15 protein-coding genes and 1 pseudogene are annotated in these 17,204 nt (G+C 41.6%); 4 read left to right on the forward strand and 12 right to left on the reverse strand.

Features of this window, described 5'->3' with window-relative positions:
* Positions 1-112 precede the first annotated feature (112 nt).
* The 8 genes from A3GE_RS0102570 to purE all read right to left on the reverse strand — a co-directional run bounded on the left by A3GE_RS0102570 (position 113) and on the right by purE (position 7,269).
* Positions 113-820, reverse strand: coding sequence for an urease accessory protein UreF (locus A3GE_RS0102570; RefSeq protein WP_018355718.1), 708 nt, complete (start codon positions 818-820; stop codon positions 113-115).
* On the reverse strand, positions 805-1,368 hold the full coding sequence (gene ureE / locus A3GE_RS0102575; RefSeq protein WP_026215358.1) for an urease accessory protein UreE: 564 nt from the start codon (positions 1,366-1,368) through the stop codon (positions 805-807). Before ureE ends, A3GE_RS0102570 begins: the two co-directional genes overlap by 16 nt.
* Positions 1,369-1,585: 217 nt before the next feature.
* On the reverse strand, positions 1,586-3,304 hold the full coding sequence (gene ureC / locus A3GE_RS0102580; RefSeq protein ID WP_018355720.1) for an urease subunit alpha: 1,719 nt from the start codon (positions 3,302-3,304) through the stop codon (positions 1,586-1,588).
* 10 nt (positions 3,305-3,314) lie between these two features.
* The gene (gene ureB / locus A3GE_RS0102585) at positions 3,315-3,620 is read right to left on the reverse strand and encodes an urease subunit beta (RefSeq protein WP_018355721.1); all 306 of its coding nucleotides are present in this window, start codon (positions 3,618-3,620) and stop codon (positions 3,315-3,317) included.
* A gap of 124 nt (positions 3,621-3,744) precedes the next feature.
* Complete coding sequence (gene ureA, locus A3GE_RS0102590) at positions 3,745-4,047, reverse strand: urease subunit gamma (protein ID WP_018355722.1); 303 nt, start codon at positions 4,045-4,047, stop codon at positions 3,745-3,747.
* A gap of 233 nt (positions 4,048-4,280) precedes the next feature.
* The gene (locus A3GE_RS0102595) at positions 4,281-5,471 is read right to left on the reverse strand and encodes an amino acid aminotransferase (protein WP_018355723.1); all 1,191 of its coding nucleotides are present in this window, start codon (positions 5,469-5,471) and stop codon (positions 4,281-4,283) included.
* Between the two features lie 139 nt (positions 5,472-5,610).
* Positions 5,611-6,699, reverse strand: a complete 1,089-nt coding sequence (gene purK, locus A3GE_RS0102600; RefSeq protein WP_018355724.1) for a 5-(carboxyamino)imidazole ribonucleotide synthase — start codon at positions 6,697-6,699, stop codon at positions 5,611-5,613.
* 72 nt (positions 6,700-6,771) lie between these two features.
* Positions 6,772-7,269 (reverse strand): 5-(carboxyamino)imidazole ribonucleotide mutase, encoded by a 498-nt coding sequence (gene purE, locus A3GE_RS0102605; protein WP_018355725.1) that lies wholly within the window; start codon positions 7,267-7,269, stop codon positions 6,772-6,774.
* Between the two features lie 160 nt (positions 7,270-7,429).
* Here purE and pepN point away from each other — a divergent pair, with 160 nt between their 5' ends.
* The 3 genes from pepN (at position 7,430) to cytX (ending at position 12,249) form a co-directional block, all read left to right on the forward strand.
* Entirely contained in the window at positions 7,430-10,039 is a 2,610-nt protein-coding gene (gene pepN / locus A3GE_RS0102610; RefSeq protein WP_018355726.1) for an aminopeptidase N, read from the forward strand.
* A 49-nt stretch (positions 10,040-10,088) separates the two neighbouring features.
* Positions 10,089-11,006: a LysO family transporter gene (locus tag A3GE_RS0102615; protein WP_018355727.1), complete on the forward strand. Its 918-nt coding sequence runs from the start codon at positions 10,089-10,091 to the stop codon at positions 11,004-11,006.
* A gap of 61 nt (positions 11,007-11,067) precedes the next feature.
* Positions 11,068-12,249, forward strand: coding sequence for a putative hydroxymethylpyrimidine transporter CytX (gene cytX / locus A3GE_RS0102620; protein ID WP_018355728.1), 1,182 nt, complete (start codon positions 11,068-11,070; stop codon positions 12,247-12,249).
* 46 nt (positions 12,250-12,295) lie between these two features.
* Here the strand turns inward: cytX and A3GE_RS0102625 are convergent, their stop codons facing one another.
* Both A3GE_RS0102625 and A3GE_RS11685 read right to left on the reverse strand, forming a co-directional pair.
* Positions 12,296-12,619: an HI1450 family dsDNA-mimic protein gene (locus A3GE_RS0102625; protein ID WP_018355729.1), complete on the reverse strand. Its 324-nt coding sequence runs from the start codon at positions 12,617-12,619 to the stop codon at positions 12,296-12,298.
* 71 nt (positions 12,620-12,690) lie between these two features.
* Positions 12,691-12,906 (reverse strand): annotated as a pseudogene (locus tag A3GE_RS11685) (ABC transporter six-transmembrane domain-containing protein); the annotation flags it as partial.
* Between the two features lie 145 nt (positions 12,907-13,051).
* Between A3GE_RS11685 and A3GE_RS12510 the strand changes: the two are divergent.
* A complete protein-coding gene (locus tag A3GE_RS12510) occupies positions 13,052-13,216 on the forward strand; it encodes a hypothetical protein (RefSeq protein WP_018355731.1) in 165 nt (54 codons plus the stop codon).
* Positions 13,217-13,263: 47 nt separating this feature from the next.
* Here A3GE_RS12510 and ppc read toward each other — a convergent pair whose 3' ends face one another.
* Both ppc and purR read right to left on the reverse strand, forming a co-directional pair.
* On the reverse strand, positions 13,264-15,903 hold the full coding sequence (ppc, locus tag A3GE_RS0102640) for a phosphoenolpyruvate carboxylase (protein WP_018355732.1): 2,640 nt from the start codon (positions 15,901-15,903) through the stop codon (positions 13,264-13,266).
* Positions 15,904-16,079: 176 nt separating this feature from the next.
* Entirely contained in the window at positions 16,080-17,096 is a 1,017-nt protein-coding gene (purR, locus tag A3GE_RS0102645) for an HTH-type transcriptional repressor PurR (RefSeq protein ID WP_018355733.1), read from the reverse strand.
* Positions 17,097-17,204 lie beyond the last annotated feature (108 nt).

A 17,204-nucleotide genomic window follows, 5' to 3' on the forward strand; every position in this document is an offset into this window, starting at 1 on the left:
GAGAGGGGATTGTAAAATCTTTGTGAAAAATGACCGCACTTTCCCTCTCTCTGACGAAAATTGCCGAACGCAATTTCCGTCCCTTTCCCTCAAATGGGCGAGAGGATAATTTTTACGACATATAAAGCCTTGTATAGAGTTGTTCGTGTTGCATTGCCCGAATATCGTTGGCGAGTGTAGCTGCACCGAGCCAGTCAGGATTTGGATTGAGGCTTAATTCTACCGCTTGTTGTAAGGGCTGGCGTAAGCTGAATAAAATATCCTGTCCGTCCATTTGGCTTAACGGGATCAGTTTCACCCCATTGGTGATCGCCCCAACTGCCGCATTGTAATAAAAAGCATAGAGCGTATCTGCTTTGTTAAGCCCCATTGCTCGGGCAATCATAGCGAATACGATAGGAAAGTAGCCTTGCACTCGTTTTTCGGTGATAGCTTGCTGATATGCCATGAGAACAGGATGATTTTCATAGCGAATGAAAATTTTGAGCAATCGCACGCCGAGTTTAAAACTTCCTTCACGGCTTTCACGAGCTACTTTCATGGCGGAAAGTTCCCAATCCAATTCGCATAAGCGGTCAAAATTGCAACTTTCCATGGCATTAAAGGCAAGAGAGAGATATGCCCCGTCATTGTAAATCCAGTTTTGTAACAGCTGGGTTTGCACATAGTCTTCAAGTGTGGCTTTACTGTCCACAATGCGTTGTTGGACGAAGGTTTCTAAGCCGTTGGAATGGTTGAAGCCACCAATAGGCAAGGTTGGATCAACCAAGTGTAGCAATGCACCTAAATCAGCCAAACTACGGTTTAATGTTGATGCCAATTCCCGTCTCCGTGGTGATGATAGCTACCGTGTGAGTGGACGTGATCGAGGCTGTGAGAATGATTGTGTCCTTGTGCGGAGTTGGCCCGTAGCGCTTGGCTTAAACGGCGTTCTGCTTTTTGCGGGTTAACGCCTGCCGCTTGTAGCCATTCAAACATCGGTTTGTCGTAAGGTAAGGTGACTTCATCGCCATCTAAAAAGAGCGGTGAATGTTTATTGCCGATTTCATAACAGGCTCGTGCCATTTCCGGTAGTGTTTTTGGCGAAAGGACGATGACTTCACTCGGCAAAATTTCGATTGCTATCACCAGTTCAGCGCTAATAAACACCACATCATCATGTTTTAAACGCTGTCCTTCTTTGAGCAAACGAAATGCCACTTCACGTCCTGTATCGGTAGCTTTTCGTAAAATATTGCGTTCGCTTTCATACCACTGCAAGGACACACGTTCAATGGTTTGCGTGGTGATTTTGCCCTCTGTGCGAAGGTCATCTAAATTGCCCAAGATGCTTTCCATGATGGGCAGGATTGGGTTAAGAATTTTCATTTTTGTTATCGACCTTAGGTAATATTTTGGCTAATTATTTTTCTGTTCCGTTTAGCCTTGTAAATTAGCTTGTTACGTATTCTGATTTGTCATTTCTATCGAAAATTATTTTGGAAGTACTCGTTAAACATAATTGAACCTCTTTGGGTTGTTATTACTGCTTTCCCAAAAGGGAGCAACTATGCCTAACTGAGGGTAAATTCTTACCCTCTAGTCATTAGAACATAAAATAGCGCTGTGCCAGTGGCACTTTTTCTGCCGGTTCACAGGTGATAAGTTCGCCATTAACTCGGACTTCGTAACGTTCAGGATCCACGGTGATTTCAGGTGTGGCATCATTATGAACCAAGTCTTTTTTGCCAATATTACGGCAGCCTTTCACGGCAATAAGTTCTTTTTGTACCCCGTATTGAGCTTGAATATCCGCTTGTTTACTTGCTTCAGATACAAACACTACAGCAGTTTCAGTTGCTGCTTTGCCTTGGTTACCAAACATCGGGCGGTAGAATACCGGCTGTGGTGTTGGAATAGAAGCATTTGGGTCACCCATTTTCGCGTAGCTAATAAAGCCTTTTTTAATGACTGTTTCGGGTTTCACACCGAAAAACATAGGCTTCCATAATACAATATCAGCGATTTTTCCGACTTCCAATGAACCGACGTGATCAGCAATACCGTGTGCAATAGCGGGGTTGATTGTGTATTTGGCAATGTAGCGTTTAATACGGAAGTTATCGTTGCCTTCAGTGCCTAATTCACCTCGTTGTGCCTTCATTTTATCCGCTGTTTGCCAAGTACGGGTGACGACTTCGCCTACACGTCCCATTGCTTGCGAGTCTGAACTCATAATTGAGAACACACCGATATCGTGTAAAATATCTTCTGCCGCAATGGTTTCAGGGCGGATACGGCTGTCAGCGAACTCCACATCTTCCGGTACGCATTTATCCAGATGGTGGCAAACCATCAACATATCTAAATGTTCATCAATAGTATTAATGGTAAATGGACGGGTTGGGTTTGTTGAAGCCGGTAATACATTTGGATACATTGCCGCTTTAATAATATCGGGTGCGTGTCCACCGCCTGCGCCTTCAGTATGGAAAGTGTGGATAACACGTCCGTCAATCGCCTTCATTGTATCTTCCAAGAAACCGCTTTCGTTGAGAGTATCCGTGTGGATCGCCACTTGAACATCCATTTCGTCTGCGACTTTTAAGGCTGCATCAATCACTGCGGGTGTTGCTCCCCAGTCTTCATGGATTTTTAAGCCTAACGCTCCTGCTCGAATCTGCTCTCTTAACGGCTCAAGGGTAGAGCAGTTGCCTTTACCGAAAAAGCCCACATTGACAGGCAATGCCTCTGCGGCTTGGAACATTCGTTGTAGATTCCAGGCGCCAGATGTACAAGTTGTGGCATGCGTACCATCAGCCGGGCCGGTACCGCCACCAATCAATGTCGTTGTTCCGTTTTCAAGGGCGTGTTGAGCTTGTTGTGGGCAGATAAAGTGAATGTGGGTATCAATTCCACCGGCAGTCGCGATTAAGTGAGCAGCATTGTGCACTTCCGTGCTAACGCCAATAATCATATTTGGAGTGACACCATCCATTGTATCAGGATTGCCGGCTTGACCGATGCCGACAATACGTCCGTCACGAATACCAATATCGGCTTTGATAATGCCAAGTTTCGCATCAATAATCATCACGTTAGTAATGACAAAATCCAGTACATTGGGATTGTCGCGCGTTTCTGTGCCGGATTGTGCCATACCGTCACGCACACTTTTTCCTCCACCAAACTTACATTCATCGCCTTTGGTGAGTAAATCTTGTTCAATGGTTGCCCATAAATCGGTGTCGCCTAATCTCACACTATCGCCTACGGTTGGACCATAAGTTGCAACATATTGGGCTCTTGGTATAGTTAATGCCATTGTTTCTTCCTTATAATTTTCCGTCAATTTTGTTATGGAAACCGTAAATAATTTTGTTTCCGCCAAATTCTACTAATTCTACGGTTTTAGCCTCACCCGGTTCAAAACGAACTGCATTGCCTGAAGGAACGTTTAAACGCATTCCACGAGCTAAAGTGCGGTCAAATTCAAGGGCATTATTTGTTTCAAAAAAGTGGTAATGGGAGCCGACTTGGATTGGGCGATCGCCCTTATTCACTACATCAATTTTCACGGTTTTTCGCCCAATATTGGCGTGAATATCACCGTTTGCTAATTTGTATTCGCCTGGGATCATTTGATTTATTTCCTGTATTTTGTAGGGTGTGTGAACAACATTCACGCAGTTTTTTTATGATTTTATATGTTATGAAAAATCAGCTGCTTGCGTGCATGGATTTTTAATTCTTACACTCTGCCGATTATCTAATCGGATTATGCACTGTCACTAACTTAGTGCCATCGGGGAAGGTTGCTTCAATTTGTACTTCATGTACCATTTCGGGGATGCCTTCCATGACATCATCAATAGTTAAAAGTGTTGCGCCATATTCCATCACTTCTGCTACCGTCATACCATCACGGGCGGCTTCTTGCAAATGACTGGCTATGTAGGCAATGGATTCTGGGTAGTTTAATTTTACGCCGCGAGCTTTGCGTTTTGCCGCTAGCTCACCTGCAAGAAAAAGCATGAGCTTTTCTTGTTCTCTTGATGTTAAATGCATTTTTAGTTCCTTCAATTAAAATGACTTGACACTAAGTGAATAGCCAAGTTTTCAGAATTTCGATTGGGATGATTGATTTGATTTTCTATCTAGAATGAAGGTGCGTAGTATAAAGTGCAATGTTAATTTTTGCTATATTAAATTGAATGAAAATTGCATACCTTTGTTTGTGTTTTATTTCGGAATAAAAAGCGCACACATGATGCGCTTTTTACTTAAGTCACGAATGAGGATTAAAGCACTTTCACAATACTTTCACATAAATAACGGATGTTGTCTTCTGTAATGCCCGCTACATTAATGCGACCTGAACGTACTGCATAAATAGCGAATTCTTCTTTTAAGCGATCTACTTGTTCAGGGCTTAAACCACTGAAAGAAAACATGCCGTTTTGTTCAATGATGAAACTAAAATCTTGTTGGGCACCGAATTCTTTCAATAACTGTACAAATAAATGACGCATTTTTTTGATTCGCTCACGCATTTCGGTTAGTTCATCATCCCAAGATTGACGAAGTTGTGGCTCGCTTAGCACTTGTACAACTGTTGCAGCGCCGTGAGATGCCGGGTTAGAGTAAAGTGTGCGGATAATGGATTTTACTTGAGTTAATGCAGTTGAAGCAATATCTGAGTTTTCCGCCACTAAGGTAAATGCACCTACGCGTTCATTATATAAACCGAAGTTTTTCGAGAAAGAGCTGGCAACGAGTAATTCTTTGTGATTTGCAGCAAAGGTGCGTAAACCGAGAGCATCTTCATCTAAGCCGTTTGCTAAACCTTGGTAAGCAAAATCAAATAATGGTAGCCAACCGTTTTTTGCAGAAAGATCAGCAAGTTGTTTCCATTGTTCCACTGTTGGATCAATACCTGTCGGATTGTGGCAGCAACCGTGGAGAAGCACTACATCGCCTTCGTTTGCATTGCTTAAATCGCTGATTAAGTTATCCCAATCTAGCGTTTTATTTTCTGCATCATAATAACGATACTCACGAATTGTCATTCCCACTGCATTAAAAATAGCATTGTGGTTTGGCCAAGTCGGCGTGCTGATCCACACGTTTTGCGCTTTTGTTTGGCGTTTGATAAATTCAGCTGCAATGCGTAATGCACCGGTTCCGCCAAGGCTTTGAACTGTTTTGGCACGTTGTTGTTTAACAATATCATTGTTTGCACCAAAAAGAAGCTCTTGAGTTAAGCGGTTGTACTCTGCGATACCATCTATGGTGAGATAATTTTTGGTATTTTCTTTATCAAGTAAGCGTTTTTCTGCTTCTTTTACGGCACGCATAATGGGGGTGGCACCTTGTGCATCTTTATATACGCCAATGCCAAGGTTGATTTTATTTGCACGGGTTTCGGTTTTGAATGCTTCGCCTAAGCCAAGGATTGGATCGGCAGGTGCGGCTTTGATATTTTCAAACATAGCGTTTTCCTTTTTTTAATGGGATTAGTCGATCGTTTTATACTGCAAGCCTTAATGTTTAGCAAGTAAAAACACTCCTAAAATTAACCGCACTTTTATGTTTTGCGGATTACATCAAAAAGTGCGGTAAAAAATGAATTTATTTTAATTGGTCAACCGTCCAATTTAGTCCGGATTGATAATCCTCCGGCAAGGTATCTTGAAGTTTTCTCAGTTGTTGAATAATAACGGATTTATCAGGGTGAGAAATATTAATATGACCGACTTTCCGTCCCGGGCGTACTTCCTTACCATACCAGTGAAGTTGCGCAAATGCGGTGTTTAACCATTGTGCATTATGCTCTGTACCAATTAAATTCACCATTACGCTAGGCGCAAAGGTTGCTAAATTTGGAGTCGGTAAATCCAGTAAGGCACGTAAATGCAATTCAAATTGGCTAATGGAACAACCAAGCTGTGTCCAGTGGCCGCTGTTGTGTACACGTGGGGCAAGTTCATTGATCAGCAGTTTATTGCCCACCACAAAGCATTCCATCGCCATTACACCCACATAATTGAGCCTATCCATGATTTTACCCAACATCGTTTCAGCTTGTATTTTCTGATGGGGCTGCTGAGGGAAGGCGGTATCCACCACGCTATAACGTAAAATGCCATTTTGTTGAAGATTGTGTGTCACAGGATAAAAGCGTTTTTCACCATTTTTGAAACGTGCGCCGACAAGGGACACCTCATAATCAAAAGGAATAAACTTTTCCGTAATCACTTCACCGAATAAATCATCACTAATCTCACTTTTGTTTTCATTCGTGATAATCCATTGTCCACGTCCGTCGTAACCGCCGGTACGGCGTTTTACCACGACTTTTTCACCTAGGTTTTGGAACACATCTTGCCATTGATCTTTATTTTCCAATAAACACCAAGGCGAGGTGGAAAGCCCAAGTTCATCCAAGAGTGATTTTTGCGTTAAACGATCAGCTAAAAAGCCAAAGATACTTTGATTGACAAAATGAGGATGGTTGCCGAGTAATTCGGTGAGAGGCGTTTTTTCCCAACGTTCGATTTCTGCCGTAATAATCGCATTTTTCGGCAAGTCAAAAACGGGGGCATTAAATGCCAAAGGTTCCACTTGAATATCTAAAGGTGCGCCGGCATAGCGTAGCATTCTGCCTAATTGACCATTGCCAAGCACATAAACCGTAGGGTAGAGGGAGGACTGTTGCATTTTATTTCTCGTCAAAAAAATAATCGAAAAAACAACCGCACTTTAAAAAGTGCGGTGGGATTTTAAGTGGTTTTATACGCGTGGATCAGGATTATTCAATACTGCGTTTGTTTGTTTTTCACGAAAAGCCTGTAAACGTGAGAGCAAATCCTGATCCCAAGCTGCCAGAATTTGTGCTGCAAGCAAGGCGGCATTTGCTGCACCGGCCGGTCCAATCGCCAAAGTGCCAACAGGAATACCTTTTGGCATTTGTACAATGGAATGGAGGCTATCCACACCACTTAATATGGAACTTTTCACGGGTACACCAAGTACGGGAACTAAGGTTTTTGCCGCAATCATACCGGGTAAATGAGCGGCACCGCCTGCGCCGGCAATAATCACTTTATAGCCGTTTTTCTGCGCATCTTCGGCAAAACTAAAAAGTTTATCAGGAGTACGGTGAGCAGAAACAATTTCAACGTGATAAGACACATTGAGCTCATCTAAAATTTGTGTGCTTTCTTGCATGGTTGCCCAATCACTTTTGGAGCCCATTACAATGGCAATTTGTGCTTGTGTTGCAGACATTTTTTGCTCGCAAATAAAATTAAAAACGGTGCGTAGGATAGCATAATTTAACAATCCTAAGCAAACGTTTGCTCGGTTGTTGTGAGAGAAAATTCCATTGCAACTTTTGCCGTAAAATCATATCCTAGTGGGCGATTTTTTCTTAAAAAAAGAGCCGATTATGTTAGCCAAAGCAAAATATCGAAAAGATTATAAAAAACCGGATTTTACTGTTACGGACATTTATTTGGATTTTCAGTTAGATCCGAATCACACCGTGGTGACTGCAACCACAACATTCCAACGGTTAAATGACGAAGCAACCAGTTTGCGTTTAGACGGTCATAGTTTCCAATTTTCTTCCATTAAATTTAACGGCGAGTCTTTCACCGATTATCAGCAGGATGGCGAAGGTTTAACCTTGAATCTGAGCAATAAAAGTGCGGTTGAATTTGAGCTGGAAATTGTCACCATTCTTGTTCCGGCAGAAAATACGTCGTTACAAGGGCTGTATCAATCGGGCGAGGGTATTTGCACACAATGTGAAGCGGAAGGCTTCCGCCAAATTACTTATACGCTGGATCGCCCCGATGTCTTGGCACGTTACACCACAAAAATCACCGCAGATAAAACGAAATATCCTTACTTGCTTTCTAATGGTAATCGTATCGCCGGAGGCGAGTTAGACAAGGGGCGTCATTGGGTTGAGTGGAGTGATCCGTTTCCGAAACCAAGTTATTTGTTTGCTTTAGTAGCAGGGGATTTTGATTTATTACGGGATAAATTCATCACCAAAAGTGGTCGGGAAGTGGCATTAGAACTTTATGTGGATCGTGGTAATCTTGATCGTGCAGATTGGGCGATGGAAAGTCTGAAAAAATCTATGAAATGGGATGAAGATCGCTTTAATCTTGAATACGATTTAGACATTTATATGATTGTCGCGGTGGATTTCTTTAATATGGGGGCGATGGAAAATAAAGGATTGAATATCTTCAATTCTAAATTTGTGTTAGCAAACCCGCAAACGGCGACTGATGAGGATTATCTCGCTATCGAAAGTGTGATTGCTCACGAATATTTCCATAACTGGACAGGTAACCGAGTCACTTGCCGTGATTGGTTTCAATTAAGTCTAAAAGAAGGGTTAACCGTATTCCGTGATCAAGAATTTTCTTCTGATACCGGCTCTCGTGCGGTAAATCGTATCAATAATGTGAAATTCTTACGTACCACGCAATTTGCCGAAGATGCCGGCCCGATGGCGCATCCGATTCGTCCGGAAAAAGTGATTGAAATGAATAACTTCTACACGGTGACGGTATATGAAAAAGGGGCAGAAGTGATTCGTATGTTACACACCTTGTTGGGCGAGGAGGGTTTTCAAAAAGGTATGGCATTATATATTGCGGAAAATGACGGCAAAGCCGCCACTTGTGAAGATTTTGTTTCCGCGATGGAACGTGCTAGTGGGCTTGATTTAACCCAATTCCGCCGTTGGTATAGCCAATCAGGCACGCCGGAACTGCTGATTAGCGATGCTTATGACGAACAAGCCCATATTTATCGTTTAACCGTTTCTCAATCTACTCCACCTACAGCGGATCAAATGGAAAAAGTGAATTTACATATTCCGCTTAAAATGGCGTTATATGCGCAAGACGGCACAAAACAAATGCTTCAGTATGACGGCGAACTATTAAATGGCGTGCTAAATATTACTGAAAAAGATCAAGTGTTTGAATTTCACGGTATTTATGGTCGCCCGGTTCCTGCGTTGTTGGAAGATTTTTCTGCGCCGGTAAAATTAGACTATGATTACACCACCGACCAACTTCTGACTTTATTGAAATTTGCTGACAATGCCTTTGTGCGTTGGGATGCGGCGCAGATGTTATTGACGAATGAGTTACGTCGTAACGTTACCCACTTCCAACAAGGGGAGGATTTTGAAATTTCGTCTCAAATTTTGACCGCACTTTTACAAGTGTTAGAAAATTATGAAGCGGATATTGAGTTGGCAACTTTAATTCTTACCTTACCAAGAGAGATTGAATTTGCAGAAAGTTTCAAAACCATTGATCCTGATGGCATTGTCGCAGCGCGAGAATTTATATTACGTGCTATTGCTGAACATCTGAAAGAGCCATTACTTAAAATTTACAATCATATTCGTTTGGAAGAATATCGTATCACTCAGCAGGATATTGCCCTGCGTGCAATGCGTAACCTTTGCTTAAATTATTTGGCTTACATCTCCCTTGGCAATAATCTCGTCCATAAGCATTACAATGCGGCGAATAATATGACAGATTCGCTTGCTGCACTTGCGGCGGCAACCAAAGCCTCCCTTCCGTGCCGTGATGCATTGCTTGCGGATTTTGAGCAGAAGTGGCAACACGATGGTTTAGTGATGGATAAATGGTTTACTTTACAAGCCACCCGACCGGATGAAAATGTGTTAGAAATTGTGAATCATCTTATGGATCATCCAAGTTTTAATTTCAACAATCCAAACCGTTTACGAGCTTTGGTGGGCAGCTTTGCCAATCAAAACCTTAAGGCTTTCCACGAAATTAGCGGTTCAGGTTATCGTTTCTTAACAGATGTGTTAATTCGACTTAATGATAGCAATCCACAAGTTGCCGCTCGTCTGATAGAACCGTTGATCCGTTTCGCCCGCTACGACACCCAACGTCAAACCCTAATGAAACGTGCGTTAGAGCGTTTAAGCACTGTTGAAAATCTTTCTAAAGATTTATTTGAGAAGATTGAGAAAGCGTTGAGATAAGTTTTTTAGTAACAGGGTAGACGTAATGTCTACCCAAAGGAAAACAATCATGCAAGACGTGATAAACGGATTATTAGTTGTGCTAGTGCCTATGCTATTAGGCTATTTATTGAAAGTAAAAAACAAAAACCATATCATCAAAATTAATCAAATTGTGATGTTTTTGTTGTATGTTATCTTGTTTTTAATGGGGTATTTACTTGGTCAGCTCGATGATTTAGAAACAAAACTCCCGATTATTGGTAAAACCGCAGCGGCCCTTTCGGCGATTATTCTAACCTCAAATATGATTGGATTAATGATTTATGATCGCTTTAATCCAGCACCATTACTCAAACCTCAAGGAAAAATCACCTCTCGTTTGCATTCATTAGTTGATTCTTTCAAACTTTCCAGTACTGTTGTTTTAGGGACTTTATGTGGTTGGCTATTTAACGCCTATCTTGTTTTACCGGTGGGTATTAATCTTTATGCGTTGATTGCATTGATTTTTTTCGTAGGTATTCAGCTACGTAACAATGGAATTTCTCTAAAAGAAGCATTATTTAATAAACGTGGTTTTCAGACCGGTATGGTATTTACCATCGCTTCCTTATTTGGGGGAATTGTGGCGGCGTTGGTTTTAACTATGCCGATCACACAAGGTTTAGCATTTGCTTCGGGAATGGGATGGTATTCTTTATCAAGCGTGGTGCTGACAAATGCATGGGGGCCGATACAAGGGAGTATCGCATTTTTTAATGATTTATCTCGAGAGATTATTAGTTTATTTATTGTTCCGATTTTTATGCAACATTTTCGCTCAACAGCTATTGGTATCACCGGGGCGACTGCATTAGATTGTACTTTGCCTATTATTCAAAAATCGGGGGGAATAGAAGTGACACCTATCGCAATTTCTTTTGGGGTTGTCACAAATATTCTTCCACCTGTTTTATTAGTTTTATTTTCTGGCATTCCTATATAACCCTATCTCATTGAGTTTTATATATTATTTTAATTAACAACATTTAACCTAAGGAATAAAAATGCAACAAAAACATTCAAATCTTGCCGCCAGTCTTGTGTGGTTTACCGCAGCTATATCCATGGCAGAAATTTTAACAGGGACTTGGTTTGCCCCCCTTGGTTGGAAACAAGGGATTATCGCTATTCTGCTCGGGCATATTATTGGCGGTGCAATGTTCTTTTGTGCCGGATTAATCGGCGCTAAAACACAAAAGAGTGCCATGCAAACAGTACAGATTTCTTTCGGGCAAAAAGGTTCGATACTTTTTTCCGTGCTTAATGCGATGCAGCTTATCGGCTGGACTGCTGTAATGATTTATATGGGGGCAGAAGTGATTTCTATTTTGAATCAACAGGATGCACAAAATGGATTTTTCCCCCTATTCACCCTTGGGTTAGGCGTACTCATTATCGTCTGGTTGTTAATGGGATTTACTAATCTTGGTGTGATTAAGAGTATTTCTTTGGTAACGATGTTTTTATTGATGCTTTGGTTGACATTGCAAATTATCAGTCGTGACTTTATGCCACCGATGGAGGTGAATCAGATTAAATTTGGCACAGCGGTAGAGATTGCCACGATTATGCCGTTATCTTGGATCCCGGTTGTTTCTGATCATACGAAACACACAAAAACACCACTAAAAACAACCGCACTTTCTACCCTCGCTTATACCATCACAAGCTGTTGGATGTATTCTATTGGGTTAGGGGCGGCACTTGTAAGCGGGAAATCGGAAATCGCTCAAATTTTAGCATTATCCGGTGTCAGTATCGTGGGTGTACTGATTGTCGTTACATCAACTATGATCAATACCGCATTACCGGCACACTCTACAGGAATGAGTTTACATAATATTTACGCTAAATTGAGTGTGAAATGGGTTTCAATTCTTACAGTGGTTACCGGTATTATTCTTGCAACGATCCTGCCTGTTACGCAATATGAGCATTTTCTCTTTTTTATCGGTTCGGTATTCGCCCCTATGATTGGAGTGTTGATTGCAGATTTCTTTGTATTTAAACAAAACGAACCTCAGAAAAGCGTTGATGTGATAGGCTTGGGCGTTTGGTTTATTGGTTTTGTCATTTACCGTGTTTTAATGTGGCAAGAATGGGAAACCGAATTAGGAGTAACTTTTCCTGTTATTGCTTTCACCTTTGGTTTAACCATTTTGGTTCGTAAATTGATAAATAAATAGAAAAATAAGGGGGAAATTCATAATTTCCCCCTTATTTTTATAGAAATTATTTTTTCCAAATAACGTGAAATTCACGATCTTCCTCTCGGTGAGAAATGAGGAATTTGGCAAAGACATCATCCATTTCATCTTTATCATTGACTAAGCCAATCCAGACTTCGGCAAAGGCTTCGGGATCGATTAATACACCGATTTCTTGTTCCCAATCTTCCGCCGTTTCCACAAATTCTACCGCGCCACGTTCTTCAAATTGAAGGTTAAAAAGCACAATATCCGCCGGATCTAAATTTTCCCCCGCCATTTCTAAGAAAATATCGTAAGCAATATCAATGGCTGCGTCAGGGGTGAGTTTTTGAAGTTCAGTTGTCATCATTTTGCCTCTTTTCAGTGATGAGCGGTATAATACTGAAATAAAAAGTGCGGTCAAATTTATTTGCGTTTTTATGACACCTCAACCCGTTTTCCAATATCTCTTAAATTGGAAAATTGCTCTATTAATCTTGGGGCATCGTCAAGGCTCATAGCAAAACTCCAAAGATAGGTCATCACCGCATAAATGTGTCCCGCTTGTACGCCTTCTGTCATGGCTAGACGAACGACGGTAACGCCAAATAAAACTGCAGAAGCCACACCAATCCATAAGTAGCCGATAGCTTCAGCTGAAAATGGACAATGCACGCAAAAACAGATTGGCGAGGAATGGTATATCCCAAAACAAACCATATTCAACATTTGTAAGGAATATCGTGAGAAAGGCTGGATTGAATTTTTTGAAAGCCAAAGTGATAAACGTGAAAAAATTATGCGTCTAACCGAATCAGGCAAACAACAAGCAGAACCGATTTATCAAGCGACGGTTATCTTATTTGAACGGGTATTTAATGCATTTGGTCAGCAAAAAACCGCTCAATTATTTGCATTGATGGGGGAGTTTAATCGGATTTGGCGGACGGAGATTGAGAAGTGATAAAAAGTGCGGTTGAATTTGACCGCACTTTATTATTGGTTGCTCTACTAACCCGTATTACGCATTCCTGCTGCAATACCCGTGATGGTGATCATCAAGGCCTGTTCCACATCAGGATTTGGGTGATCCGGATTTTCACGGAAACGGTGGAGGAGTTCCACTTGGAGAAGATTGAGCGGATCCGTGTAGATATTACGTAGTGCAATAGATTCAGCAATCCATTGTAAATCGGACATAAGCTCATTACGATGAGAGAGGGAAAGCACCGTTTGAATATCCGCTTGCAATTGTTGGCGTAGATTTTCACCTAAATACCAAAGTTCTTTTTTCACCAAACGTTGATCATATTGTTGTGAAAGCCAGCTGTCAGATTTGCTGAATACCATTTCTAACATCCCGATTCGGGTGGAGAAAAACGGCCATGTTTGGCACATTTCTTCAATAATCTCACCTTTGCCGTTTTCAATCACTTGACGCACTGCTGCGCCTGCCCCTAACCATGCCGGTAACATTAAGCGGTTTTGCATCCAAGCAAAAATCCAAGGAATGGCTCGAAGGCTTTCAACCCCGCCATTCGGATTACGTTTTGCCGGGCGTGAACCCAGTGGTAATTTAGAGAGTTCTTGCTCCGGTGTAGCACTGCGGAAGTAAGGGACAAAGTCTTTATCGCCACGCACCACATCACGGTAGATTTTGCAAGAAATAGTAGAAAGTTCATCCATGACGGCACGCCATTCCGCTTTAGGTTCTGGTGGCGGTAGGAGATTGGCCTCTAAAATTGCGCTGGCGTAAAGGTCGAAGGTTTCCACTGCCACCGCCGGTAAACCGAGTTTAAAACGGATCATTTCCCCTTGTTCAGTGACACGCAAACCATTTTTCAATGAGCGTGGCGGTTGAGAAAGTAGCGCTGCATGAGCCGGTGCACCGCCACGACCGATTGTGCCGCCACGTCCGTGGAATAAGGTGAGTTCAATCCCAAGTTTTTCGGTTAAATTCACAAGGGCTTCTTGGGCACGATATTGCGCCCAGGAGGCGGCTATCATTCCGGCATCTTTGGCAGAATCCGAATAGCCGATCATCACCATTTGGCGGTTGTTAATCACGCCTCGATACCAACCAATATTGAAAAGTTGGGTCATTACTTCTTCTGCTGCATCCAAATCATCTAAGGTTTCAAACAGGGGCACTACGGGGATATGGTGAGGAACACCGGCTTCTTTCAGTAATAAATGAACGGCAAGTACATCGGATGCACTACGTGCCATAGAAATCACATAACAGGCTATCACTCCTTGTTTTTGTTCCGCAACCACTTTACAGGTATCAAGAATTTCTTGTGTTTCGGCGGAAGGTGTCCAATTTTGAGGAATGAGTGGACGGCGTGAACTTAATTCACGAATTAAGAAGGCTTGTTTATCTTCCTCAGTCCATTGGGAATAATCACCCAAACCGATATAGCGGGTTATTTCTGCAATGGCATCAGTATGACGGGTACTTTCTTGACGAATATCCATTTGTGACAAGGTGACACCAAAGCAACGGATACGATGTAAAATATCAAGTAATGAACCGTTTGCAATAATACGCATACCACATGCCATAAGGGATTGATAACAATCGTAAAGGGGTTCCCAAAGTTGGTTATCTTCTAAAATAATGTCACTTTTTGTTACACGGGGCAGGCGATCGGCAAGGAGATCATCAAAGTAAGCGAGGGTGGTGGTGAGTTTTGTTCGTAAGCCTTTTACAACGGTACGATACGGCTCTAAATGATCGCCATATTTCACGCGAAATTCATTAGTACATTTCACCATGGAAAGCTCATCAACTAGCTTGCAGATATCTTGTAGAAATAAATCTGCGGCTTTCCAACGGGCAAAATTCAGCACTTTTCGGGTAATTTGAGCGGTAACAAACGGATTGCCGTCACGGTCGCCACCCATCCAAGAAGAAATACGCACCGGTTTCAATCCCACCGGTAAATCATAACCTAAAAATTCACGTGCATTTTCATTTAATTGACGAAGAAATTCCGGCACGGCTTGCCAAAGGCTATTTTCCAACATGGCGAATCCCCATTTTGCTTCATCAAAAGGGGTTGGACGAACCGTACGAATTTCATTGGTATGCCAAGCTTCGGCAATTAAACGAAGGAGCAGACGTTCAATTACGCTGCGTTCTTTTTGGGTGAGATCACCATGTTCCAATTTGCTTAAACATTTGTTGATTTCAACGTGTTTGTGGATGAGTGAACGGCGTGTAGTTTCGGTCGGGTGTGCGGTTAATACAAGTTCGATTAAGAGTTTTTCAATGGTTTTATAAACTTCTTCTTTCGAAGCATTTTCCGTTTTTAAACGTGTAAATAAGGCGTGTAAAGAGCGTTCTGAAGGGGCTTTTTGTGAATGTTCACGGGATATGGTTTGATATTGTTCAGCAATATTTGTTAGATTCAAAAATTGACTGAATGCGCGTGCCACAGGAATAATATTATCCGTTGAAATATTCGCCAGTGTCTTGAGCAATGCTTGGCGTGCATTGTCATCACCCGCACGGGAATCACGGGATAACTTGCGGATATTCTCGATAAGTTCAAGAATATCGGCGCCTTGTGCATCGTTAATGGTTTCTCCGAGAAAACGTCCTAACATATTGATGTTATTACGTAGAGTAGCATACTCTTGTGTCATACAAACTCCTAAAATTAAAGTAAAAAATAAAACTAGGCGTAGATATAACTAAAAATAGGTGTTCGGTCAAACCTTATAAGAGAAAAGATTGATGAAGAACAGAAAAAATAAATTTTTTCTTAAAAAGCGACCGCACTTTTTACATAACATAAAGTGCGGTCATTTTTTAGTGGGTTTTATGAAATGGTTTTAACGGATTTTCTCACAACCAGCTCGGGATGAATATCAATGCGGCTTTGAGGCTGTGCTAAGTCATCTTTATCTTTTTGTGAAATACGCTCAAATAATAAATTCACCGCTTGCGCACCTAATCGGGATTTAGATTGGTGGACCGTTGTGAGTGGAGGGGCATAAAAACGTGATGAATGAATATTGTCGTAACCAATGACAGAAATATCATCCGGCACACGTAACCCTTTTTCTGTGATGGCAGAAATCGCACCTAATGCCATGACATCATTACAGCAGAATACGGCAGTGGGTAAGTCTGCTTGAGCAAGGATTTTGTTCATACATTCATAACCGTCTTCGGGTTCAAAATGACCTTCCATTACCCAATCTTTATTAATTGCCAGATTTGCTTCCGCCATAGCTTTCTCAAAACCTTCGTAACGGGTTCTTGCTGTGGTTTTGCTCAGTTCACCTGCAATAATGCCGATTTTTTTATGACCGCAATCAAGTAAATGTTTTGTCGCCAAATAACCGCCGGTAAAGCTGTTATCATCGATAATATCTGTGTCGCCATTAGGTCCCCAATCCATTACGACCATAGGTACGCTGGAAAAATTGGAAAGTAAATCAAGGGAAGTTTGGGTATATTCGGAACACATCACAAGTAAGCCGTCCACCCGTTTCTTAGCTAACATTTCTAAATGATTTTTAATTTTTTCAGGATCATTTTGAGTGTTACATAGAAAGAGGGAATAGCCTTGTCGATAGCAATGTTCTTCTACCGCATGAATAATTTCGGCAAAGTAAGGGGCTTCACTGGTTGTAACAATCATTCCGATAGATTTGGTGGTATTGACTTTTAAACTTCTGGCAACTGCACTAGGGGAATATTTTAAGGTTTTAATCGCGTGCTGAACGGCTTCTTCCGTTTCTTTTGCAACAAATCGGGTTTTATTGATTACATGGGAAACGGTGGTTGTAGATACCCCCGCCATCTTTGCCACATCTTTAATCGTTGCCATAAGTTTGATTTTCCTTAAAAAAAATTTTTCCCATTATAAGGATTGTTTGAGAATAGTTAAGTGGATAACAAAAATTTTTTAAAAAAAGGTCGTTTTTTTTCTTTTTCT

The sequence above is a fragment of the Rodentibacter pneumotropicus DSM 21403 genome, from assembly GCF_000379905.1.
GTDB classification, from domain to species: Bacteria; Pseudomonadota; Gammaproteobacteria; order Enterobacterales; family Pasteurellaceae; genus Rodentibacter; species Rodentibacter pneumotropicus.